At 65.8% G+C, this 21,852-nt stretch carries 31 protein-coding genes; 2 read left to right on the forward strand and 29 right to left on the reverse strand.

The features are described 5' to 3' along the window. Window positions 1-22: 22 nt before the first annotated feature. The 3 genes from VGV41_RS08375 to VGV41_RS08385 are packed head-to-tail and all read right to left on the reverse strand — an operon-like array spanning window position 23 to window position 1,313. Complete coding sequence (locus VGV41_RS08375) at window positions 23-466, reverse strand: SRPBCC domain-containing protein (RefSeq protein WP_326863356.1); 444 nt, start codon at window positions 464-466, stop codon at window positions 23-25. Window positions 467-501: 35 nt separating this feature from the next. Further along, window positions 502-984 (reverse strand): SRPBCC family protein, encoded by a 483-nt coding sequence (locus tag VGV41_RS08380; protein ID WP_326863357.1) that lies wholly within the window; start codon window positions 982-984, stop codon window positions 502-504. Next, window positions 981-1,313 carry a metalloregulator ArsR/SmtB family transcription factor gene (locus VGV41_RS08385; RefSeq protein WP_326863898.1) on the reverse strand — a complete coding sequence of 111 codons (333 nt, stop codon included), beginning with the start codon at window positions 1,311-1,313 and terminating at the stop codon, window positions 981-983. The genes VGV41_RS08380 and VGV41_RS08385 overlap by 4 nt, the downstream gene beginning before the upstream one ends. 104 nt (window positions 1,314-1,417) lie before the next feature. On the opposite strand from VGV41_RS08385, the gene VGV41_RS08390 reads away from it, so the two are divergent. Then, window positions 1,418-2,278 (forward strand): formate/nitrite transporter family protein, encoded by an 861-nt coding sequence (locus VGV41_RS08390; protein ID WP_326863358.1) that lies wholly within the window; start codon window positions 1,418-1,420, stop codon window positions 2,276-2,278. A 163-nt stretch (window positions 2,279-2,441) separates the two neighbouring features. Here VGV41_RS08390 and VGV41_RS08395 read toward each other — a convergent pair whose 3' ends face one another. The 5 genes from VGV41_RS08395 to VGV41_RS08415 all read right to left on the reverse strand — a co-directional run bounded on the left by VGV41_RS08395 (window position 2,442) and on the right by VGV41_RS08415 (window position 8,292). Further along, a complete protein-coding gene (locus VGV41_RS08395) occupies window positions 2,442-2,780 on the reverse strand; it encodes a hypothetical protein (protein ID WP_326863359.1) in 339 nt (112 codons plus the stop codon). A 191-nt stretch (window positions 2,781-2,971) separates the two neighbouring features. Continuing rightward, window positions 2,972-4,321, reverse strand: coding sequence for an RluA family pseudouridine synthase (locus VGV41_RS08400; protein WP_326863899.1), 1,350 nt, complete (start codon window positions 4,319-4,321; stop codon window positions 2,972-2,974). 317 nt (window positions 4,322-4,638) lie between these two features. Next, the gene (locus VGV41_RS08405) at window positions 4,639-5,463 is read right to left on the reverse strand and encodes an arylamine N-acetyltransferase (RefSeq protein WP_326863360.1); all 825 of its coding nucleotides are present in this window, start codon (window positions 5,461-5,463) and stop codon (window positions 4,639-4,641) included. Then, window positions 5,460-6,794 carry a replication-associated recombination protein A gene (locus VGV41_RS08410; protein ID WP_326863361.1) on the reverse strand — a complete coding sequence of 445 codons (1,335 nt, stop codon included), beginning with the start codon at window positions 6,792-6,794 and terminating at the stop codon, window positions 5,460-5,462. Before VGV41_RS08410 ends, VGV41_RS08405 begins: the two co-directional genes overlap by 4 nt. A gap of 103 nt (window positions 6,795-6,897) precedes the next feature. Then, on the reverse strand, window positions 6,898-8,292 hold the full coding sequence (locus VGV41_RS08415) for a DegQ family serine endoprotease (RefSeq protein WP_326863362.1): 1,395 nt from the start codon (window positions 8,290-8,292) through the stop codon (window positions 6,898-6,900). Window positions 8,293-8,517: 225 nt separating this feature from the next. Between VGV41_RS08415 and VGV41_RS08420 the strand changes: the two genes are divergently transcribed. Next, the gene (locus tag VGV41_RS08420; RefSeq protein WP_326863363.1) at window positions 8,518-9,534 is read left to right on the forward strand and encodes a zinc-binding alcohol dehydrogenase family protein; all 1,017 of its coding nucleotides are present in this window, start codon (window positions 8,518-8,520) and stop codon (window positions 9,532-9,534) included. A 153-nt stretch (window positions 9,535-9,687) separates the two neighbouring features. Here VGV41_RS08420 and VGV41_RS08425 read toward each other — a convergent pair whose 3' ends face one another. The 21 genes from VGV41_RS08425 to rpsC form a co-directional block, all read right to left on the reverse strand. After that, window positions 9,688-10,530: a cytochrome c gene (locus tag VGV41_RS08425; RefSeq protein ID WP_326863364.1), complete on the reverse strand. Its 843-nt coding sequence runs from the start codon at window positions 10,528-10,530 to the stop codon at window positions 9,688-9,690. A 177-nt stretch (window positions 10,531-10,707) separates the two neighbouring features. Continuing rightward, window positions 10,708-11,136, reverse strand: a complete 429-nt coding sequence (gene rplQ, locus VGV41_RS08430) for a 50S ribosomal protein L17 (RefSeq protein WP_326863365.1) — start codon at window positions 11,134-11,136, stop codon at window positions 10,708-10,710. 116 nt (window positions 11,137-11,252) lie between these two features. Then, window positions 11,253-12,269: a DNA-directed RNA polymerase subunit alpha gene (locus VGV41_RS08435; RefSeq protein WP_326863366.1), complete on the reverse strand. Its 1,017-nt coding sequence runs from the start codon at window positions 12,267-12,269 to the stop codon at window positions 11,253-11,255. 115 nt (window positions 12,270-12,384) lie between these two features. Further along, the gene (gene rpsK / locus VGV41_RS08440) at window positions 12,385-12,774 is read right to left on the reverse strand and encodes a 30S ribosomal protein S11 (protein ID WP_326863367.1); all 390 of its coding nucleotides are present in this window, start codon (window positions 12,772-12,774) and stop codon (window positions 12,385-12,387) included. A gap of 63 nt (window positions 12,775-12,837) precedes the next feature. Next, a complete protein-coding gene (gene rpsM, locus VGV41_RS08445) occupies window positions 12,838-13,212 on the reverse strand; it encodes a 30S ribosomal protein S13 (RefSeq protein WP_326863368.1) in 375 nt (124 codons plus the stop codon). A gap of 162 nt (window positions 13,213-13,374) precedes the next feature. Beyond that, entirely contained in the window at window positions 13,375-14,232 is an 858-nt protein-coding gene (locus VGV41_RS08450; protein ID WP_326863369.1) for an adenylate kinase, read from the reverse strand. After that, window positions 14,229-15,560, reverse strand: coding sequence for a preprotein translocase subunit SecY (secY, locus tag VGV41_RS08455; protein WP_326863370.1), 1,332 nt, complete (start codon window positions 15,558-15,560; stop codon window positions 14,229-14,231). Before secY ends, VGV41_RS08450 begins: the two co-directional genes overlap by 4 nt. Before the next feature lie 138 nt (window positions 15,561-15,698). Further along, entirely contained in the window at window positions 15,699-16,232 is a 534-nt protein-coding gene (gene rplO, locus VGV41_RS08460; RefSeq protein ID WP_326863371.1) for a 50S ribosomal protein L15, read from the reverse strand. A gap of 54 nt (window positions 16,233-16,286) precedes the next feature. Continuing rightward, the gene (gene rpmD / locus VGV41_RS08465) at window positions 16,287-16,481 is read right to left on the reverse strand and encodes a 50S ribosomal protein L30 (RefSeq protein ID WP_326863372.1); all 195 of its coding nucleotides are present in this window, start codon (window positions 16,479-16,481) and stop codon (window positions 16,287-16,289) included. A 7-nt stretch (window positions 16,482-16,488) separates the two neighbouring features. Further along, window positions 16,489-17,067 carry a 30S ribosomal protein S5 gene (gene rpsE / locus VGV41_RS08470; protein WP_326863373.1) on the reverse strand — a complete coding sequence of 193 codons (579 nt, stop codon included), beginning with the start codon at window positions 17,065-17,067 and terminating at the stop codon, window positions 16,489-16,491. Window positions 17,068-17,136: 69 nt separating this feature from the next. Further along, a complete protein-coding gene (rplR, locus tag VGV41_RS08475; protein ID WP_326863374.1) occupies window positions 17,137-17,505 on the reverse strand; it encodes a 50S ribosomal protein L18 in 369 nt (122 codons plus the stop codon). A gap of 13 nt (window positions 17,506-17,518) precedes the next feature. Beyond that, complete coding sequence (gene rplF / locus VGV41_RS08480; RefSeq protein WP_326863375.1) at window positions 17,519-18,052, reverse strand: 50S ribosomal protein L6; 534 nt, start codon at window positions 18,050-18,052, stop codon at window positions 17,519-17,521. Beyond that, window positions 18,052-18,450, reverse strand: a complete 399-nt coding sequence (gene rpsH / locus VGV41_RS08485) for a 30S ribosomal protein S8 (RefSeq protein WP_326863376.1) — start codon at window positions 18,448-18,450, stop codon at window positions 18,052-18,054. The genes rplF and rpsH overlap by 1 nt, the downstream gene beginning before the upstream one ends. 13 nt (window positions 18,451-18,463) lie before the next feature. Next, the gene (gene rpsN, locus VGV41_RS08490) at window positions 18,464-18,769 is read right to left on the reverse strand and encodes a 30S ribosomal protein S14 (protein WP_326863377.1); all 306 of its coding nucleotides are present in this window, start codon (window positions 18,767-18,769) and stop codon (window positions 18,464-18,466) included. Between the two features lie 46 nt (window positions 18,770-18,815). Further along, window positions 18,816-19,493 (reverse strand): 50S ribosomal protein L5, encoded by a 678-nt coding sequence (gene rplE, locus VGV41_RS08495; protein WP_326863378.1) that lies wholly within the window; start codon window positions 19,491-19,493, stop codon window positions 18,816-18,818. Further along, window positions 19,486-19,812 (reverse strand): 50S ribosomal protein L24, encoded by a 327-nt coding sequence (gene rplX, locus VGV41_RS08500; RefSeq protein WP_326863379.1) that lies wholly within the window; start codon window positions 19,810-19,812, stop codon window positions 19,486-19,488. The genes rplE and rplX overlap by 8 nt, the downstream gene beginning before the upstream one ends. Beyond that, window positions 19,812-20,180, reverse strand: coding sequence for a 50S ribosomal protein L14 (rplN, locus tag VGV41_RS08505; RefSeq protein WP_326863380.1), 369 nt, complete (start codon window positions 20,178-20,180; stop codon window positions 19,812-19,814). The genes rplX and rplN overlap by 1 nt, the downstream gene beginning before the upstream one ends. A gap of 49 nt (window positions 20,181-20,229) precedes the next feature. Beyond that, window positions 20,230-20,481 carry a 30S ribosomal protein S17 gene (rpsQ, locus tag VGV41_RS08510; RefSeq protein ID WP_326863381.1) on the reverse strand — a complete coding sequence of 84 codons (252 nt, stop codon included), beginning with the start codon at window positions 20,479-20,481 and terminating at the stop codon, window positions 20,230-20,232. 11 nt (window positions 20,482-20,492) lie between these two features. Next, window positions 20,493-20,708, reverse strand: coding sequence for a 50S ribosomal protein L29 (rpmC, locus tag VGV41_RS08515; RefSeq protein WP_326863382.1), 216 nt, complete (start codon window positions 20,706-20,708; stop codon window positions 20,493-20,495). Window positions 20,709-20,713: 5 nt separating this feature from the next. Further along, entirely contained in the window at window positions 20,714-21,127 is a 414-nt protein-coding gene (gene rplP, locus VGV41_RS08520; protein WP_326863383.1) for a 50S ribosomal protein L16, read from the reverse strand. 24 nt (window positions 21,128-21,151) lie between these two features. Further along, window positions 21,152-21,850 carry a 30S ribosomal protein S3 gene (rpsC, locus tag VGV41_RS08525; RefSeq protein ID WP_326863384.1) on the reverse strand — a complete coding sequence of 233 codons (699 nt, stop codon included), beginning with the start codon at window positions 21,848-21,850 and terminating at the stop codon, window positions 21,152-21,154. Window positions 21,851-21,852 lie beyond the last annotated feature (2 nt).

The raw sequence follows: 21,852 nt of genomic DNA on the forward strand, positions 1-21,852 counted from the left end.
TTATTTCGACGCACGAACAGTGTCAGCGGATCAGCTCGGTGTCGTCCGGATTGGGTACGCCCTTTCCGGTTTCGAGATAGCGTTTGAGGCTCAGAAGATAGAAGCCCCACCGCGTTGTGGCGCTGGCGATATTGTCGTCGCTGCTTTTGAAGCCGCGATGCGCAAAGAGCACGGATGTGATGTCTCCACCCGACTTGAGACCGAAGCTGATTGTGGTGCCATCAAAGACGCCGTGCGTGGAGGAAATGGCGTCCCAGGTGACGCGCTCCGGCGGATCGAATTCGGCGACCCGCACCTTGATCGCCATCCGATGCCCATAGAAGCCGAACTCACCGGCGCCGCCGATTTTTGCATCGAGAACGGCATCACGCGTCCACCAGTTGCGAATGCCTTCGGCAGTGGAAACCACCTGATGGACCCTGTCTTGCCCCGCGCGAATCTTGATCAGATGCATGATGTCTGGCATGAGCGCCTTCCCATATTTTCTATTTTCCCCGCGTCCTAGGCCTTGAACGCGATGTCGCCGGTTTCGAGCAGCGACTTGAGGTTCGACAGAACCTTCGGCCAGCCGGTGGACACCGCTTCGATCAACGGCGCGCCCGCTTCCGTCTCGGCCTCGTGCGTGATCATGAGCTTGACCGACTTGCCGCCGTCGACCGAGCGCTCGGCATAGCGCGGATAGTAGTCGACCAACTCGACTTCCATCGTGCAGCGCGACCAGCCTGCGGCCTTGATCTCCGGCTTGAACTCGTTGCGCCAGCGGATGACGAGCCGGCGCGGCGGGTCGGCTTCGAGAATTTCCCCGGTGTCGGCGGTGCGGCCGTCCTCGAACTTGAGCGCCCACGGCGAGCCCGCCTTGAAGTCGCTTTCGGCGGTGATGCCGAACCAGTATTTCTTCGTCGTCTGCGGATCGGTGAGCGCCGCCCACACCTTCTCGGGCGTCGAACGGATATAGGTGACGTAGACGAATTGCGGCTTGGTCATCGCTGTTCTCCTGCCTCCAGGCTCTTTTTTAAATCGCTCAGCGCCTGCAGGCGTGAGCGTTCGAATTTCGCAATCCAGCGCTCGCCGATGTCGTGGATCGGCACAGGATTGAGATAGTGCAGCTTCTCGCGGCCGCGCTTGACGGTCGCGACCAGGTTCGCCTCCTCGAGGATGGCGAGATGCTTGCTGACCGCCTGCCGCGTCATTGACGGACCAGATTTGGCGAGGCGCGCGCAGAGCTCGCTCAGCGTCTGGCCGTTCTCCGCGCGCAGCCGGTCGAGCAGTTCGCGGCGGCTGGCATCGGCGAGCGCCCGGAACACCGCATCCATGGCGTCGATCGTCATGGACTCTTATAGGCAACCATTTGGTTGCCTGTCAAGACACCGCAGCAGAGCTGCGGAACCCGGTTCCACGCCGCCGCGTTCAGCCCCTCATGGCGCGCACCCCCAAGCGACCGCAAAAGCCGAAGGCCGGGTCGCAGCCAGCCCGGCAGCGCGGCATTTCCGACCAAGAGGTCGAAGACGTCGAGGAAATGTCGACGCCGCGCTCGCCTGTGATCTACGAGGTGGTACGCCGGCTCGGCGAGGAGGAGATGGAGCGCCCCCTCACCTCCCTGTGGTGGTCGGGCGTCGCCGCCGGTCTGTCGATCAGCTTCTCGCTGCTGGCGCAAGGCATCCTGCGCCAGCATCTGCCGGACGCGCCGTGGCGCATTCTGGTCGCCGGGTTCGGCTATAGCGTCGGCTTCCTCATCGTGGTCCTCGGCCGCCAGCAACTGTTCACCGAGAGCACCATCACCGCGGTGCTGCCGGTGCTGAAGGAGCTCACGCCCCATAATGTCTGGCGCATGTCGCGGCTGTGGGTGATCGTGCTCGTCGCCAACCTCGCCGGCACGTTGTTCGCTGCCGCCTTCAGTACCTATTTCCCGGTCGTGCCGCAGGAGCTCTACGACTCGATGCTCGCTATCAGCCGCGAGATAGCGCACCTGTCATGGTGGCAGATGTGCTTCCGCGCCGTCACCTCCGGATTCCTGATCGCCGCGATGGTGTGGATGCTGCCCGCGGCAGAGACCGCCAAATTGCCGGTGATCACTTTGATGACCTGGCTGATCGCGGTCGGTGGCTTTACCCATGTCGTCGCCGGCAGCATGGAGGCCTACATGCTCGTACTCGCCGGCGACTGGGAATGGTGGCGCTTCATCACTTCGTTCTTCGTGCCGGTGCTGATCGGCAACATGCTCGGCGGCACGGCGCTGTTCGCGCTCATCTCCTATGCGCAGGTGATGGAGGAGATTTGAGTTTGCGTGCCCCGGATGCCGCTCTCTCTTCACCTCTCCCATAGGGAGAGGTCGGGTCGCCGAAGGTGACCCGGGTGAGGGGTTACAAACTCACTGATTCAGGCCCCCCTCACCCCAACCCTCTCCCCAGCGGGGAGAGGGAGCCTGCAGTGCCCGCGGCGACCTACTGATTCACGCATGTCCCCACATAGGCGTTCGGGTTGCCCGCGCCGGGGGCGCTGCTCTGGCCGACACAGCGGCTCGCTCTGTCCTGGAAGGTCTCGGTGCCGTTCGGGCCGGACGGCGACAGCACCGGATTGTTCGGCACCACCTGCCCGGTCTGCGGCACGAGCAGCGGCGGCGGCGTCACCGGCCGGACGTAACGGGGCTGTTGCTGCGGGACCGGCACCACGTGGTTATGCGAGCCGCGCGGCGACTTGTATTTTGGCGGCAGCCATGGTGTCGGCAACTCCTGCGGACGGCCGGGCTCGGGCCGCATGATGTCGTACTGCGCGTGCGCCATCGCCGGCGCAAGAAGACCCAGCAGAAGCAGCGCCGTAACCCCCGTTCGTCCCCGCGAAAGCGGGGACCCAGCGCGGCGATGCCACCCCGATATTCCGATCTGGATTCCCGCTTTCGCGGGAATGAACGGAGTTTTTGGCAACGCGTACAGCATACGCATGCGCCTCAGATAAGCACGCGCCGCTCCGGCGGCTACTCCTCCGGCGCGTCGACGATGGGGTCGTAGCGGGTGGCGTCGAAGCCGAGCAGGTTCCACGACTGCTCCATGTGCGGCGGCAGCGGCGCCGAGATGTCGATGACGCCGCCGCGCGGATGCGGCACGACGATGCGTCGTGCCAAGAGATGCAGCCGGTCCTGGATGCCGCCGGGGAATTCCCAATTCTCGATGTTGAAGTATTTCGGATCGCCGATGATCGGATGGCCGATATGGGCCATGTGCGCGCGCAGCTGGTGCGTGCGGCCGGTAACCGGCTTGAGCGACACCCAGGCGAATTTCTGCGCCGAGGTCTCGACCACCGCGTAATAAGTGACGGCGTGCACGGCATCCTTCTCGCCGTGCTCGGCGACGCGCATGTAGGAGTCCTCCTCGACCTCCTGCTTGGTCAGGTAAGTCGAGATGCGGCCCTGCTGCGGCCTCGGCACGCCGACGACCAAAGCCCAGTAGATCTTGCGCGCCGAGCGCGAGCGGAAGGTCTTGGCAAGCGCGGCGGCGGCAAAGCGCGTCTTGGCGACGAGCAGGCAGCCGGCGGTGTCCTTGTCGAGCCGGTGCACGAGGCGCGGCCGCTGCGCGTCGGGATGTGAGCCGCGCAACGCCCCGAGCATGCCGTCGAGGTGGCGGGTGGTGCCGGAGCCGCCCTGTACGGCCAAGCCCATCGGCTTGTTGAGCACCATCACGTCGTCGTCTTCATAGAGCATGATGCCCTTGAGGAAGGCGCGATCCTTCTGCGCCTGCGGCGCGTCATCGCGCGGCGGCGGCGGCGCCAAAGTCAATGGCGGGATACGAAGCGACTGGCCGGCCGTCAGCCGCGCCTTCGGCTCGGTGCGGCGGCCGTCGACGCGCACCTGCCCTTTGCGGATGATGCGCTGAATGTGGCTGAACGACAGGCCAGGGAAGCGCGCCTCGAAGAAGCGATCGACACGCATGCCGTTCTCGTCGGCCGACACGGTGACGGTCTGCACGGCGGTGGGTTCAGCTCTCGCCGCTTGCGGGGCGAGGTCGACCGCGGGCGCCATAAGCGCGTCAACGCGCGTCTTCGACGCGCTATGGCGAGCGCGGTCGGGTGCGGGGGCAAGGCCGCGAAGCTCAGGCTTGCGAAGGCCCCCCTCACCCCGACCCGCTCCCCGCACGCGGGGAGCGGGAGAACCGCGCCCCTCCCCTTTGCCAAAACGCCTGCCGGCTTCGGGACGCTCGTCGTCGCGCCGGTGCGCGTGCTCCTCACCCGGCCGCTTGCCGAAGCGCTTGCCACGTTCGGCGGAGCGCTCGTCGCGTTTGCCGAAGCGCTTGCTGGGGCCGCCGAAACGATCCTCGCGCGGGGCGCCCACTTCCGCATCGAAGCGTCTGCCGCCACTGCCTTCGCCGAAGCGCTTGCCGCCTGCGCTCTTGCCAAAGCGTTTCGCGCCTTCGCCGAACCGCTTGCTGCCCTGACCCGCGCCGAAGCGCTTGCCACCCTCGCCCGCGCCAAAGCGCTTGCCGCCTTCGCTGGCGCCGAAACGCTTGTCGCCGCGCCCTTCGCTCTTGCCGAAGCGCCCCTCGCCCTTGCCGAGGCGTGCAGCCCCACGCGTGCCGCGCGACTGCTGCCGCGGTCCCGCCTCACGCCGTCCGCCGCCCGGCTGGCGCGGACCTTTGCTGCCACCACGGCTCATGCAGTCCTCGCCGCCAGCGCGGTAAGCGCCGGATCGAGGCCATCGAGCGCATCCAGGCGCAGTTTGAACAGGTCGCTGAGCGCGTCACGCAGCTCGCCGGCGCTTTTCAAGGTCGTCTTCTCCGTGGTCCCGCCGAGCGTATGCACCGCGAGCTGGTTGTCGCGCAAGGCGTAACGCTTTCCTGCCTCGGCGCGCGCACCGAGCAGGCCGTTGACGAAGATCGAGTTAGGGTGCGCCGATGTAAACCAGTTGCCCATCTCGTAATCGGCCGGATGTGTGTGCGCAAAATCGAAGGCATAGAGCGGCGTCCACTGGCCGTTGATCTTCGCCTCCTGCACCAGATGCTCGCCATCGTCATCATCGACCAGACGGAACGGCTCGTGCGGCGTCTCCTGTTCCTCGCGCGAGGCGAGCGGCAGCGGGGCGGTCAGCACATTGCCGCCGAAACCGACGTCGGCGAGATAATCCTCGCCCTCTGCCTCGACGAACAACAGGCAATGCACGCGAGGCGTCGTCATGCCGTCCGGCACGCTCCAGCGCACCCGCGCCGTCGCCTCCCTGACCTCGTAGCCGAGCTCGCGCAGCACGGCGGCGAACAGCGAGTTGTGCTCGAAACAATAGCCGCCGCGGCCGCCGTCAACGAGCTTGGCTTGCAGCGACTGGAGATCGAGCTTCACCGGCCGCTTGAGCAGCGGATCGAGGTTCTCGAACGGGATCGCCTGCGGATGCAGTCCGTGCAGCCGCCGCAAGGTCGCCAGTGAATTCTCGCGCGGCCCGTCATAGCCGACGCGCGCGAAGTACCTGTCGAGATCGATACTCATGCCCCACCCTTCTCGCGACGCAGCTTCGCCCAGTAATCGAGCCGTTTCCGGATCTCGCGTTCGAATCCCCGCTCCGGCGGATCGTAGAAGGTCTGCCGTGGCAGCGCGTCGGGGAAATAGTTCTGGCCCGAGAACGCCTCTTCCTGATCGTGGTCGTAGGCGTAGCCGCGGCCGTAGCCCTCGTCCTTCATCAGGTTGGTCGGCGCGTTGAGGATGTGCTTCGGCGGCAGCAGCGAGCCGGCCTCCTTGGCCACCCGCTTCGCAGCGCCGTAGGCGACGTAGCCGGCGTTCGACTTCGGCGCGGTTGCCACATAGAGCACGGCCTGCGCAATGGCGAGCTCGCCTTCGGGGCTGCCAAGGAAGTCGTAGGCGTCCTTCGCCGCATTGGCGATCACCAGAGCCTGCGGATCGGCCAGCCCGATATCCTCGATCGCCATGCGCACGACGCGCCGGGCGATGTAGAGCGGTGGCTCGCCGGCATCGAGCATGCGCGCGAGATAATAGAGCGCCGCGTCGGGATCGGAGCCGCGCACTGACTTGTGCAGCGCGCTGATCAGATTGTAGTGGCCGTCCTGCGCCTTGTCGTAGATCGGCGCGCGGCGCTGCACGATCTCCTGCAGCTTTTGCTGGTCGAACACCTCGTCGGGACGCGCGGCGCGCCAGACTTCTTCCGCCAAAGTGAGCGAGGCGCGGCCGTCGCCGTCGGCCATGCGGATGAGCGACGCGCGCGCGTCGGTATCGAGCGGCAGCGGCCGGCCTTCGATCTGCTCGGCGCGCGCGAGCAGCCTGCCGATCGCGGCCTCGTCAAGCGAGCGGAACACCAGCACGCGCGCGCGCGACAAAAGCGGCGCGTTCAGTTCGAAAGACGGATTCTCGGTGGTGGCGCCGACGAGGACGATGGTGCCGTCCTCCATCACCGGCAGGAAGCTGTCCTGCTGCGCGCGATTGAAGCGGTGGATCTCGTCGACGAACAGCAGCGTGCCCTGCCCCATCTCGCGGCGGCGGCGCGCCTCCTCGAAGACCTTCTTCAGGTCGGCGACTCCGGTGAAGATCGCCGATATCTGTTCGAAGTGCAGGTCGGTCGCCTGCGCCAGCAGCCGCGCCACGGTGGTCTTGCCGGTGCCTGGCGGGCCCCAGAACACGAGGCTGCCGAGCGAGCGCGTCTCCAGCATGCGGGTGAGCGCGCCGTCGGGTCCGAGCAGGTGGTCCTGGCCGACCACCTCGTCGAGCTTCTGCGGGCGCAGCCGGTCGGCCAAGGGACGCGGTGCGTCCTTGTCGAGACCGGCGGCCGCGAACAGGGTCGGGCCGCTCGCTTTGCTGCGGGGTGCCATTAATTGAATCTCGCCCTCACGGCCGGCGAAGGTTCGGACCGGACGACAGCCCGTCCCGGTTGCCCCGGCCATGAGGTCATATAGTAGCCGGTCGGAAGAAAAATTACCCGCTGAAGGCCGCGGAAATGCGCTGGCGGCCGCGCTGGATGGTGACCCGCCAGGCCCGGGCCGGCGTCTCGCTGACCTTCTCGAGATCGCCGGTCTTGTCGATCCGCTCGCCATTGACGTCGACGATGATGTCGCCGGGGCGGAAGCCGAAAGAGGCGGCGGTGGAGTTGTCCGGCACGTTGACGACCACCACGCCGGACTCGGCACCCTGCAACTGCATCTGGTCGGCCAGCGCCGGCGACAGATTGGCAACGCGCGCGCCGGTGAAGGGCGAGCGGCCGCGGATGTCGATCTCGTCGCGCGGCCGGTCCGGCGCCGTCTGCAGCGCCACCGTGGCGTCGTACGTCTTGCCGCCGCGCACGAAGGCGACCTTGGCCGTGCCGCCGAGCGGCTGCGTGGCGAAGCGATAGTCGAAGGCGTTCGGGTCGTCGACCTCCTGGCCGTCGATGGCGAAGATGACGTCGCCCGGCTTCAGGCCGGCGCGGGCGGCGGGGCTGCCGTCGAGCACATTGGCGACCAACGCGCCATACGGCCGCTTGAGGCCAAGGCTCTCGGCGATGTCCTGCGTCACCGGCTGCAGCTTGGCGCCGAGCCAGGGCCGCTGCACCGCCTTGCCGCCGCTCTTCGCCGAGGCGAGCACCACGCGCACCATGTTGGCGGGAATCGCGAAGCCGATGCCCTGCCAGCCGCCGGAGCGCGAATAGATGGCGCTGTTGATGCCGACGAGCTTGCCGGACATGTCGATCAGCGCGCCGCCGGAATTGCCGGGATTGATGGCCGCGTCGGTCTGGATGAAGTACTGATAATTGTTGGTGCCGATGTCGCTGCGGGCAAGCGCGGAAACAATGCCTTGCGTCACGGTCTGCCCGACGCCGAAGGGATCGCCGATGGCGAGCACCACGTCGCCGACCTGCAACTGATCCGAATTGCCGAGATCGAGATAGGGCAGCTTCGCGCCGCCGGTCTTGATGCGCAGCACTGCGAGGTCGCTGCGCTTGTCCTTGAGCACGACCTGCGCCTCGAACTCGCGTTTGTCGTTGAGCGCCACCTTCACCTCGTCGGCGCCCTCGATGACATGCACGTTGGTGACGATGAGGCCGGATGCATCGACGATGACGCCGGAGCCCAGCGAGCGCTCGATCTGCGTGCCGCCGCCCGGCATGTTGCCACCGAAGAACTGGCGGAAGATCGGATCGTCGAACAGCGGGTTGCGGGTGCGCACCACCTTGGCGGCATAAACGTTGACCACCGCCGGGGCGACCTTTTTGACCAGCGGCGCGTAGGAGAGCTGAAGCTCGGCCTGCGACGCGGGCACCCGCCGCTCCTGCGCCCATGCGGGGCTGGCGAGAACGGCGACGAGAGCGACTGCGAGGGTCAACTGCCTGATCATGTCTTCAAGGTCCTGCGGCGGGTTCCCCACCTGATATAAGGGCCGCCTTGGCCGAATAATGACCGTCGGGCACGGGCCTGCACCGGTCTGGCCGGCCTGCGGCAATATGGCGTGGCGTCCCTCTGTGGCCGACTCGCCACCGGCAGATGCGAGCCACTAGATACGCCCCTGCCTCCCCGTGCAATAACGCCCCGGCGAACGCCGCCCTCCCCGGAGCCCTGCCCCATGAAAGCCGTCGGCTATACCAAGTCTCTGCCCATCACCGACCCCGGCTGCCTGATCGATATCACTCTCGAGACGCCGACGCCGGGGCCGCGCGACTTGCGCGTCGCGGTGAAGGCGGTGTCGGTCAACCCGGTCGACACCAAAGTGCGCATGCGCGCCCAAGCAAAACCCGGCGAGCCGGCCAAGATCCTCGGCTACGACGCCGCCGGCGTGGTCGAGGCGGTCGGCACAACCGTGACGCTGTTCAGGCCGGGCGACGAGGTGTTCTACGCCGGCTCGATCGTGCGGCCCGGCACCAACAGCGAATTGCACCTGGTCGACGAGCGCATCGTCGGCCGCAAGCCCAAGTCGCTGTCCTTCGCGCAGGCCACGGCGCTGCCGCTCACCGCGATCACCGCCTGGGAGATGCTATTCGACCGCTTCGGCGTAGCGCCCGGCAAGACGCCGGACGGTCGCGCGCTGCTGATCATCGGCGGCGCCGGCGGCGTCGGCTCGATCATGATCCAGCTTGCGAGGAAACTCACCGCGCTGACGGTCATCGCCACCGCCTCGCGCAAGGAGACGCGCGACTGGTGCATGAAGCTCGGCGCCGATCACGTCATCGATCACGCGAAGCCGCTGGCCGATCAGCTCAAGGCCATCGGCCATGCGCAGGTGGCGCTCGTCGCCGGCGTCAGCGGCACCGACCGCTCGTTTCCGCAATTGGAGGCGATCATCACGCCCCAGGGCAAGTTCGCGCTGATCGACGACCCGAAGACGCTCGACATCAGCCCGCTCAAGCGCAAGGCGGTGTCGGTGCACTGGGAGTCGATGTTCACGCGCGCCATCTTCGAGACGCCGGACATGATCGCGCAGCACAGACTGCTCAACGAAGTGTCGGCGATGATCGACGGCGGGCTGATCGTCACCACGGCGGCGCGGGAGCTGTCGCCCATCAACGCCGTCAATCTGATCAAGGCGCACGCGCAGATCGAGAGCGGCACCACCATCGGCAAGGTGGTGCTGGCGGGGTGGTGAGGCTTCGTCTTCTCCCTCTCCCCGTTCTTACGGGGAGAGGGTCAGGGCGAGGGGCATTTTCAATCGCGCGAAATCGTCGAACCGCCCCCTCACCCGCCCGCCATCGCTATGCGACGGCGGCGACCTCTCCCCGCGCGCGGGGAGAGGTGAAAATCACTCTTTCGCCGGCACCGTGCGCAGATAGGCGATGATGTCGTGGATATCGCCGTCGGTCATGTGCGCATAGTAGCCGAAGCCCATCGGCGGTTTCAGATGTGCGCCGTCCTTGTCGACGCCGGTGGTGATCGCGGTTTTGATCTGCGCGTCGGTCCAGGCGCCGATACCCTTGGTCTTGCTCTCGGTGATGTTGCGCGACACCGACTTGCCCCACGGCCCGGGGAATTCCATGCCGCCCATGCCGTAGAATTTCCAGTCATGCCCCTTCGGGCCCATCGGCGTGTGGCATTCGAAGCAGTGGCCGATGGTGGCAAGATAGAAACCGTGCTTCACCGGGTCCTTCAGCATCGCCGCGGTGTACTCTTTCTCGGCACCTGGCGGCGTCTGCGACTTGGCCGGGAAGCGGTAGACCGGATCCGGCACCTTGTTCTTGATCGGCTGCAGCGTGCGCAGATAGGCGACGATGGCGTCCATGTCGCGGTCGGTGATGATCTTATAGAACCCGACCGGCATTACCGCCGCGATCGGGACGCCGTTCGGCCGCACGCCGGTGCGGAGCAGATGCTTGATCTGCGCGTCGGTCCAGGAACCGATGCCGGTCTCCTTGTCCTCGGTGACATTCGGCGCCGTCACCTTGAACGGCGGCTCGTCCCACGACAGGCCGCCGGAGAAGTGCTTGCCGGGAATGTCGCCCTGCGGCCCTTTCGGCGAATGGCAATTGCCGCAGGTCATGATGGTGTTGACGAGATAGTCGCCGCGCTTGACCAGATCGGACTGCGCATTGGCGGCGCCAGCCGTCGCCACGGCAAGCGCCGCGGCCAGCACGAACGTGCGAAGCATTGTGGTATCTCCCCTCGCCCTCTGAGACGGGCGTGCCCTTTTTGCGGGGAGGATGTTACCGCAACTTGACGATTGTCACCAATGCGGCGTTGTGTCGTGCACAGGGGGCGAAATTCCGGAACAACGAAAAAGGGCGGCCTGAGGCCGCCCTTTCCGGAGACTATAACACATGAGAGATCAGGCGGCTGCGGTCGCCTCTTCGGTGGCCTTCGCCTGCACCGGACCTGAATCCTTGCCCTTGGCCTCGACGTCGCGGTCGACGAACTCGATCACCGCGCGCGGCGCGTTGTCGCCGTAGCGGAAGCCCGCCTTCATGATGCGGGTGTAGCCGCCGTGCCGCTCCTTGTAGCGCGGCGCCAGCACTTCGAAGAGCTTCTTGACCTGCGCAATGTCGCGGATTTCGGAGATCGCCTGGCGGCGGGCGGAAAGATCGCCCTTCTTGCCGAGCGTGATGAGCTTCTCGACGATCGGCCGCAGCTCCTTCGCCTTCGGCAGCGTCGTCATGATCTGCTCGTGCTTGATCAGGCTCGAGGCCATGTTGGCGAACATCGCCTTGCGGTGAGCCGGCTTCTTGCCAAGCTTGCGGTGAACCTTGCCGTGACGCATCGAATCGATCCTTCTCTTCTACGTGTCACGACGGTTCGTCGGACAATGTGCAGGTGGGCCTCCTGCGTTCGCCCAAAAACGCCGCGGCCAAGATCCTGGCTGCGGCGAATTCATTCTCAGTAGTGATCCTCGAAGCGCTTGGCGAGCTCTTCGATGTTCTCCGGCGGCCAGCCCGGCACTTCCATGCCGAGATGCAGGCCCATTTGCGCCAGCACTTCCTTGATCTCGTTGAGCGACTTGCGGCCGAAGTTCGGCGTGCGCAACATCTCGGCTTCCGTCTTCTGAACGAGGTCGCCGATATAGACGATGTTGTCGTTCTTCAGGCAGTTGGCCGAACGCACCGAGAGCTCAAGCTCGTCCACCTTCTTGAGGAAGGCCGGGTTGAAGGCGAGATCCGGGATCGTCTCCGCGGCTTCCGCCTTGCGCGGCTCCTCGAAGTTGACGAACACGTTGAGCTGGTCCTGGAGAATGCGCGCGGCGTAAGCGAGCGAGTCCTCCGGCGAAACGGCGCCGTTCGTCTCGATGCTCATCGTGAGCTTGTCGTAGTCGAGGATCTGGCCCTCGCGGGTGTTCTCGACCTTGTACGAGACCTTCTTGACCGGCGAGTACAGCGAGTCGACCGGGATGAGGCCGATCGGCGCGTCCTCGGGACGGTTGCGCTCGGCCGGGACGTAGCCCTTGCCGGTGTTGACCGTGAACTCCATGCGGATCTCGGCGCCCTCGTCGAGGGTGCACAGGATGAGGTCCGGATTGAGCACGACCACGTCGCCGACGGTCTGAATGTCGCCGGCGGTCACCGTGCCGGGGCCTTGCTTCTTCACCACCATGCGCTTGGGGCCTTCGCCCTGCATCTTGATGGCGATGTCCTTGATGTTGAGGACCATGTCGGTGACGTCCTCGCGCACGCCGGCAATCGAGGAGAACTCGTGCAACACACCGTCAATGTGCACCGACTGCACCGCCGCGCCCTGCAGCGACGAGAGAAGGATGCGGCGCAAGGCGTTGCCGAGCGTGACGCCGAAGCCGCGCTCGAGCGGCTCCGCCACGACCGTCGCCATGCGCGCGGGATCCATCCCCGCCGTCACCTGGAGCTTGTTCGGCCTGATCAGTTCCTGCCAATTTTTCTGAATCACGTGTTCACCTTTCCGCGGCGCAAGGCTGCCCCTCGCGCAACCCCACCCGCCATGTGGGGGACATCTCAGGCGGACGGCGGACGGCCCGGGGCGCGTCCGCCTCTCGAATTAAAGCTCAGACGCGACGGCGCTTGCGCGGCCGGCACCCGTTGTGCGGGATCGAGGTCACGTCACGGATCGAGGTGATCGTGAACCCCGCCGACTGCAACGCACGCAGCGCCGACTCACGGCCCGAACCGGGGCCCGAAACCTCCACCTCGAGGGTGCGCATGCCGTGCTCCTGCGCCTTCTTGCCGGCATCCTCGGCGGCGACCTGTGCGGCGTACGGGGTCGACTTGCGCGATCCCTTGAAGCCCATCGTTCCCGACGACGACCAGGCAATGGTGTTGCCCTGCGCGTCGGTGATAGTGATCATGGTGTTGTTGAACGACGCGTTCACGTGCGCGACGCCCGAGGCGATGTTCTTGCGTTCGCGCCGGCGGACGCGGGTGGCTTCCTTACCCATTCTCGATCCCTTTCGCGGCGCGGCGCCTTCGACCGGCGCGCGCCAAATTTAAATTGCGTCCGATCAGGCGGTCTTTTTCTTGCCGGCGATGGTCTTGGCCGGGCCCTTGCGGGTGCGCGCATTGGTGTGCGTGCGCTGGCCGCGGACCGGCAGACCCTTGCGGTGGCGCAGGCCACGGTAGCAGCCGAGGTCCATGAGCCGCTTGATGTTCATCGACACTTCGCGGCGGAGATCGCCCTCGACCATATAGTCACGGTCGATCAATTCGCGAATCTGGAGAACCTCGGCGTCCGTAAGTTGCGACACGCGCCGCTCCATCGGCAGGTTGAGGTTCGACATGATGTCCTTGGCGATCTTCTGCCCGATGCCATGGATGTACTGCAGCGCAATAACGACGCGCTTGTTGGTCGGAAGGTTGACGCCCGCGATACGAGCCACGTGCTCTCTCCTATTAAGCCTGTTGCCGGCCGGCCGCGCCGAGCGCGCCGAATTCTTGTGACCCCGCAAGGGGATGACGCAAAACAGTGCACGACACCCGGCCCCGCCGCTCTGGGACCCGGCATCGCGCCAAACTCCTGGATACCCCGGTTATTAGGGGATTCATCGGCTCCTCGTCAAGCGTTTGGCGCGGGTTTTGCGTGCCCCGGACCGGGTTCCGGCGCGGCCGCGCTTGGCGGCCGGTCGGCCAGCCTTCTTGCGGGAACTTGGGGCCGATTTGGCCGCTTTTCGGACGCGGCCGGTCGCCGGACGGGCGGCTTTGCCACGCGATTTCTTCACCCCCCGCTTGGCGGCGCGGCCGCGGGCGGTCTTGGTCTTGGCGCTGCGGGCGCGGCTGGCCCGGCGGGCGGGCGCCTTGCCCCGCGCACGGGCCGGACGGGCCGGCTTGAGCAGAGCATCGATGGCGGCGGTGACGTCGTCGATCGGTGCCATGCCGTCGACGGTCTTCAGCTGCCCGGTGCCGGCGTAATAGTCGACCAGGGGCGCGGTCTGCGCCCGGTAAGCGTCGAGGCGCTTCTTGAGCGCCTCAGGATTGTCGTCGGCGCGCACTTTCTCGCCGCGCGCGGTCATCTCGGCGACCCGCGTCTCGATGCGCTTGAGCAGGATGCCCTCGTTGACCTTGAGCTCGATCACGCCGTCGAGCTCCAGACCGCGTTCCTTGAGCAGCTTATCGAGCGCCTCGGCCTGCGGCACGGTGCGCGGGAAGCCGTCGAGCACGAAGCCGCGCTTGGCGTCCGGTTGGACGATACGGTCGGCGATGATCGCCACCACCACGTCGTCGGGAACGAGATCGCCCCGGTCCATGATGGCCTTGGCGCGCAGTCCGACGGGCGTGCCCGCCGCGACCGCGGCGCGCAGCATGTCACCAGTCGACAATTGCACGATGCCGTGCTTCGCCACCAGCCGCTGCGCCTGCGTGCCCTTCCCCGCCCCCGGCGGGCCGAGCAGAATCAGCCTCATCTATTGCGCCCCCGCAACTTCGACCGCTTGATCAGACCTTCGTATTGGTGCGCCAGCAGGTAGCCCTGGATCTGGGCCACCGTGTCCATGGTGACGCTGACGACGATGAGCAGCGAGGTGCCGCCGAAATAGAATGGCACGGCGGCGTAGGAGATCAGGATCTCCGGGATGAGGCAGACGATGGCGAGATAGAGCGCGCCGACGACGGTGATGCGCGACAGCACGTAGTCGATGTACTCAGCCGTGCGCTCGCCAGGGCGGATGCCGGGGACGAAGCCGCCGTGCTTCTTCAGGTTGTCGGCGGTCTCGGTCGGATTGAACACGACCGCCGTATAGAAAAACGTGAAGAAGACGATCAGCCCGATGTAGAGAAGAAGGAACAGCGGCCGGCCGTGGCCGAGCAGCGTCGTCATTGTCGTGAGCCAGCCGGGGCCACCGCCCGCATTGAAGTTGGCGACCGTGGTCGGCAGCAAGAGCAGCGACGAGGCGAAGATCGGCGGGATAACGCCCGAGGTGTTGAGCTTGAGCGGCAGATGCGAGGACTGGCCCTCGAACATGCGGTTGCCGACCTGGCGCTTGGGATACTGGATCAGCAGCCGGCGCTGCGCGCGCTCCATGAACACGATGAAGGCGATGACGGCGACCGCCATCACCATCACCACCAGAATGAGGCCGGTCGACAGCGCGCCCTGGCGGCCGAGTTCGAGGGTGCCGGCCACCGCCGATGGCAACTGCGCCACGATACCCGCGAGGATGATCAGCGAGATGCCGTTGCCGATGCCGCGCGAGGTGATCTGCTCGCCGAGCCACATCAGGAACATCGTGCCCCCGGTCAGCGTGATCGTGGTCGAGATCAGGAAGAAGATGCCGGGGTGCAGGACGACATTGCCCGTGCCCTGGAGACCGATGGCGATGCCGTAGGACTGAACCGCCGCCAGACCCACGGTGAGATACCGCGTGTACTGGTTCATGATCTTGCGGCCCGACTCGCCTTCCTTCTTCAAGGCTTCGAGCGAGGGCGAGACCGTCGTCATCAGCTGGATGATGATCGAGGCGGAGATGTAAGGCATGATGTTCAGGGCGAAGATCGCCATCCGGTGGATGCCGCCACCGGAGAACATGTTGAACATGCCGAGAATGCCACCCGACTGGGTGTTGAAGATCTGCTCCCAGGCCGCCGGGTCGATGCCGGGCAGCGGGATGTAGGTGCCCAGCCGGTAGACGAGCAAGGCGCCAACTGTGAACCAGATGCGCTTCTTGAGCTCGTCGGCCTTGGCCAGTGCCGAGAAGTTGAGATTGGCCGCCAGTTGTTCCGCCGCCGAAACCATCGCTCGCTCCTGCCGCGCCCCGCCGCCGTCATGAACCGCGCGGACCCGCGGCCGATGACACAGGCCTTTAGATAGGCGCTGCGTCTGTCATCTGTAGTCCGAAGCTGCGGCCGGCGACGTCCGTCGCGGTCGCAGCCCTTACTTGGCGTCGGCGGCCTTCGCCTTGCGCTTGTTCTTGCCCTTCGGCTCGTCCTCGGCCTTTTCCGGCTCCAGCTTGACGATCTTCACCGAGCCGCCGGCCTTTTCGATGGCTTCCTTGGCCGACTTCGAGGCGCCAAAGACGGTAAAATCGGCCTTGGCCTTGAATTCGCCGTTGCCGAGCAGCTTCACGCCGTCCTTCTCGCGCCGCATCAGCCCGGCCTTGACCATGGCGGCGGCGTCGACCGGCGCCTTGACGTCGATCAGCCCTGCATCGATCGCGACCTGCACCTTGCCGAGATTGATCTCGTTGAGCTTCAGAGCGAAGGCGGTGTTGCGGAAGCCGCGCTTCGGCAGGCGACGATGCAGCGGCATCTGGCCGCCTTCGAAGCCCTTGATGCGCACGCCGGTGCGCGCGGTCTGGCCCTTGCCGCCGCGGCCGCCGGTCTTGCCCATGCCCGAGCCGATGCCGCGGCCAACGCGCATGCGGTTCTTGCGCGAGCCGGCATTGTCGGCGATCTGGTTGAGTTTCATCTCACGTCCTCGTTCTCTTTTCCGCCAGCGCGCGATGCCGCGCGCAAGGACGGCTTACTTCTTCCCGTCCACCACGCGGACGAGGTGCTGCACCTTGCGGATCATGCCCTGCGTCGAGGCATTGTCCGGCAGCTCGCGCACGCGGCCAATCTTGTTCAGACCGAGGCCCACCAAAGTCTGCCGCTGGTCGAAATGCTTGCGCAGCGGGCTGGCGACCTGCTCGATCTTGATCGTCTTTGCCTGAGCCATGACCAAATTACTCCGCGGTCGCTTCCGCCTCGCCGCCTTCGCGACGACGCGACTGCAGCGTGGACACCTTGATGTTGCGGCGCGCCGCGACCGAACGCGGCGAGTCCTGGTGCTTGAGCGCGTCGAAGGTCGCGCGCACCACGTTGTACGGGTTCGACGAGCCGAGCGACTTGGCGACGACGTCCTGCATGCCGAGCGTCTCAAACACGGCGCGCATCGGACCGCCGGCGATGATGCCGGTTCCCGGAGGCGCCGCGCGCAGGAACACCTTGCCGGCGCCGTGACGGCCGGCGACGTCGTGATGCAGCGTACGGCCTTCGCGCAGCGGCACGCGGGTCAGGCTGCGCTTGGCGGCCTCGGTCGCCTTGCGGATCGCCTCCGGCACCTCGCGCGCCTTGCCGTGACCGAAGCCGACGCGGCCTTTCTGGTCCCCGACCACCACCAGCGCGGCAAAGCCGAACCGGCGGCCGCCCTTGACCACCTTGGCCACGCGGTTGATGTGGACCAGCTTGTCGATGAACTCGCTCGGCTCGCGCGTATCGCGCTGGCCGCTGCGTTCCCGTTCCCGTCGCGCTTCACGTGCCATGTGCTTTTTCCCTTCGCATCATCTTATCCGAAAACCGGCTCCCACTTTTCGGGATGATGCGATCTTCCGTTAGAAGTTGAGCCCGCCCTCGCGGGCGGCTTCGGCCAGTGCCTTGATGCGGCCGTGATAAATGTAACCGCCGCGGTCGAACACGACGTCCTTGATGCCCTTGGCGACGGCGCGCTCGGCGATCAGTTTGCCGACCTGCTTGGCCGCCTCGATGTTCGCGCCGGTCTTTTTGCCCTCACGCATCGCCTTCTCCAGCGACGAGGCGGCGACCAGGGTCTGACCCTTGTCGTCGTCGATGAGCTGCGCGTGGATGTGTTTCGACGAGCGGAACACAGACAGGCGCGCGCGCCCGTTCTTGATGCCGGCGAGCTTGATCTTGCGTCGCACAGACGCCGTCCGCCGCGCGGCCCGGTCTCTCAATTTCGTCATGGCGCAAGCCCTCTTATTTCTTCTTGCCTTCCTTGCGGAAGATGTATTCGCCGGCGTACTTCACGCCCTTGCCCTTGTACGGCTCCGGCGGACGCCAGCCGCGGATTTCGGCCGCCACCTGGCCGACCTGCTGCTTGTCGATGCCGGTGATGACGATCTCGGTCGGCTTCGGCGTCGCGATCGTGATGCCTTGCGGGATCGGATAGTTGACGTCGTGCGAGAAGCCGAGCTGCAGGTTGAGCTGCTTGCCCTGCACCGCCGCGCGATAGCCGACGCCGGTGATTTCAAGCTTCTCCTCGAAGCCCTTGGTGACGCCGTTGACGACGTTGTTCACCAGCGTGCGCGCGGTGCCCCACTGCGAGAGGGCGCGCTTGGTCTCATGACGCGGCTCGACCTTGATCCCGGCCTTGTCCATGCTGACCGACACGTCGTCGTGCAGCACGAGCTGGAGCGCGCCCTTGGGGCCCTTCACCTTGACGGTCTGCCCTTCCACGTTGGCGGTGACGCCGGACGGGACGGCAACCGGACGTTTTCCGATTCGAGACATCAGAACACCGTACAGATGATTTCGCCGCCGACATTGGCGTCGCGGGCGTCATGGTCGGCCATCACGCCCTTGGGGGTGGACAGGATGGCGATGCCGAGGCCGTTATTGACGCGCGGCAGCGCCTTCACCGACGCGTAAACGCGCCGGCCCGGCTTGGAGACGCGCTCGATCTCGCGGATCACCGGCGTCCCATCGAAATATTTGAGCTCGATCTCGAGCTCGTTGCGACCCGAGGCATGCGCCACGTTGGCGTAGCCACGGATGAAGCCTTCCGCCTTGAGCACCTCGGCAACGCGCTCGCGCTGCTTGGAGCCGGGCATCGAGACCTTCGACTTCGTACGCATCTGCGCATTGCGGATGCGGGTGATCATGTCGCCGATCGGATCGTTGACAGCCATCTCGCTCTCCCCCTTACCAGCTCGACTTCACAAGGCCCGGGATCAGGCCTTTGTTGCCGAGCTCGCGGAGAGCGATACGGCTGAGTTTGTGCTTGCGGTAGTAGGCGCGCGGACGGCCGGTCAGCTCGCAGCGATTGCGGATGCGCGTGCGCGACGAGTTGCGCGGCAGCTCGGCAAGCTTGAGGGTCGCGGCGAAACGATCCTCCACCGGCAGATCCTTGTCCTGCACGATGGCCTTGAGCTTGCTCCGGCGGCTGGCGAACTGCTTCGCCATCTTGCGCCTCCGGTTGTTCTTCTCGATCGAACTCTTCTTCGCCATTCGTTTCGCTCCTAACGGTTCCGCGTATGAGATCGCGCTTCGCGCCTCACTGCCGGAACGGGAAGTTGAAAGCCGCCAGCAAAGCCCGCGCCTCGTCGTCGTTCTTGGCGGTCGTGCAGACGGTGATGTCGAGGCCCCAGCTGTCGGTGACCTTGTCGAAATCGATCTCGGGGAACACGATGTGCTCCTTGATGCCGAGCGAGTAGTTGCCGCGGCCGTCGAAGCTCTTCGGGTTGAGCCCGCGGAAGTCGCGGATGCGCGGCAGCGCCACGTTCACCAGGCGGTCGAGGAAGTCGTACATGCGCGCCTTGCGCAACGTGACCTTGCAGCCGATGGCCTGGCCATCGCGCAGCTTGTAGGTCGCGATCGACTTGCGCGACTTGGTGATAACCGACTTCTGGCCGGCGATCAGCGTGAGGTCCTGCGAGGCGTTGTCGACCTTCTTGCGATCGGCGGCGCCCTCGCCGATGCCCATGTTGAGCACCACCTTGGTGATCACCGGCACCTGCATCGGGTTCTTGTAGCCGAACTTCTCGGTCATCTGGCCGCGCACCACCTTGTCGTAGTGCGTGCGCAGACGCGCGACGTAGTCCGAACGCTCGCGCGGCGCCTTCGCCTTGGCCTCACCGCCCTCTTTCTTGGCGGCGGTCTTCGGCGCCTTCGCCTTGCCGGCGTCGCCCTTCGGCGCGGCCTTGGTCTTCTTCTCGGTCTGCGTATCAGCCATCGATCTCTACCCCGGAGCGCTTCGCGAAGCGCACCTTCTTGCGGTTATCGCCTTCGCCGACGAACTTGAAGCCGACGCGGGTGGCCTTGCCGTCCTTGGGATCGGCGACCGCCAGGTTCGACAGGTGGATCGTCCCTTCCTTCGAGATGATCCCGCCTTCCTGCTGCGGCGTCTGGCGCTGGTGGCGCTTGACCATGTGCACGCCGCGCACGATGGCGCGGTCTTCGGCCGGGCGCACCTCGACGACTTCGCCGGTGCGGCCCTTGTCACGGCCGGTGAGGACGACGACCTTGTCGCCTTTACGAATCTTGGCGGCCATCAGAGGACCTCCGGCGCAAGCGAAATGATCTTCATGTGGTTCTTGGCGCGCAACTCGCGCGGCACCGGCCCGAAGATGCGGGTGCCGACCGGCTCGGCCTGGGCGTTGATCAGCACGGCGGCGTTGCGGTCGAAGCGGATGATCGAACCGTCGGCGCGCTTGATCTCCTTAGCGATGCGGACCACGACGGCCTTCATCACGTCGCCCTTCTTGACGCGGCCGCGCGGGATCGCCTCCTTCACCGAAACGACGATGACGTCGCCGATGGTGGCGTACTTCCGCTTCGACCCGCCGAGCACCTTGATGCACATGACGCGGCGTGCGCCGGAGTTGTCCGCCACGTCGAGGTTGGTTTGCATCTGAATCATGATGCGGCTCTTTTCTTCGTTATGCGCCTGACACTGTCACGTCGGGCGCTTACTGCACGGTCTGTTTCTTCTCGCCCCGGATCACTTCCCAGCACTTGAGCTTGGACAGCGGCCGGCGCTCCTCGATCCACACCAGGTCGCCGACCGAGTACGTATTGCCCTCGTCGTGCGCATGGTACTTCTTCGATCGGCGAATGGTCTTCTTCATGGTCGGATGCGTGAAACGGCGTTCCACGCGGACGACCACGGTCTTGTCCTGCTTGTCGCTGACGACGACGCCCTGCAGCGTGCGCTTCGGCATATCTCGAACCCTTATTTCTTGGCGGCGGCGCCGCCCTCGGCGGCGCGCTTCTGCGCGGCAACGGTCTTCATGCGGGCGATGTCGCGGCGGATCGTGCGCACTCGCGAGGTGTTTTCGAGCTGCCCCGTCGCCCGCTGGAAGCGCAGGTTGAACTGCTCCTTCTTCAGCTTGAGGACTTCGTCATCGAGCTGATCGAGCGTCATCGCTCTCACGTCTGCGGATTTCATGGCTCTTACTCGGCGATACGTTCGATGAAACGGGTCTTGACCGGCAGCTTGGCGGCGGCAAGCGTCAGGGCTTCCTTCGCGGTCGCCTGCGGGATGCCGTCGACCTCGAACAGGATGCGACCGGGCTTGACGCGCACGACCCAAAGCTCGGGCGTGCCCTTGCCTTTGCCCATGCGCACTTCGATCGGCTTCTTCGACACCGGCACGTCGGGGAACACGCGGATCCAGACGCGGCCGGCGCGCTTCATGAAGCGGGTGAGCGCGCGGCGCGCCGCCTCGATCTGGCGCGCGGTGACGCGATCCGGCTCGAGCGCCTTCAGGCCGTACTGGCCGAAGGCCAGCGTGGTGCCCGACGTTGCGGTCCCGTGGATGCGGCCCTTGAAGGCCTTGCGGTACTTGGTGCGCTTCGGTTGCAGCATGATTTATTGACCTGTCCGAATTCCTTAGGCCTGCTCGCGGCGCGAACGGCCCTGGTCGCCCTCGGCCATCTTCTTGTCCTGCGCCATCGGGTCGTGCTCGAGGATCTCGCCCTTGAAGATCCAGACCTTGACGCCGCAGGTGCCGTAGGTGGTGAAGGCGGTGGCGACGCCGTAGTCGATGTCGGCGCGCAACGTGTGCAGCGGCACGCGACCTTCGCGGTACCACTCCAGACGCGCGATCTCGGCGCCGCCGAGACGGCCGGAGCAGTTGATGCGGATGCCCTCGGCGCCGAGGCGCATCGCCGACTGCACGGCGCGTTTCATGGCGCGGCGGAACGCGACGCGGCGCTCGAGCTGCTGCGCGATGGACTCGGCGACCAGCTGCGCGTCGAGCTCCGGCTTGCGGATCTCGACGATGTTGATGACGACGTCGCTATCGGTAAGCTTGGCGACCGACTTGCGCAGCTTCTCGATGTCGGCGCCCTTCTTGCCGATGACCACGCCCGGGCGCGCCGAGTGGATGGTGACGCGGCACTTCTTGTGCGGGCGCTCGATGACGATGCGCGACACCGCCGCCTGCTTGAGCTGCTTCATCAGCTCTTCGCGGATCTTGATGTCCTCGTGCAGCAGCGAACCGTATTCCTGCTTGCCCGCGAACCAGCGCGAATCCCAGGTGCGGTTGATACCGAGGCGCAGCCCGATCGGATTGATTTTCTGACCCATGT

Source organism: Pseudolabrys sp. (assembly GCF_035943735.1).
GTDB lineage: Bacteria > Pseudomonadota > Alphaproteobacteria > Rhizobiales > Xanthobacteraceae > Pseudolabrys.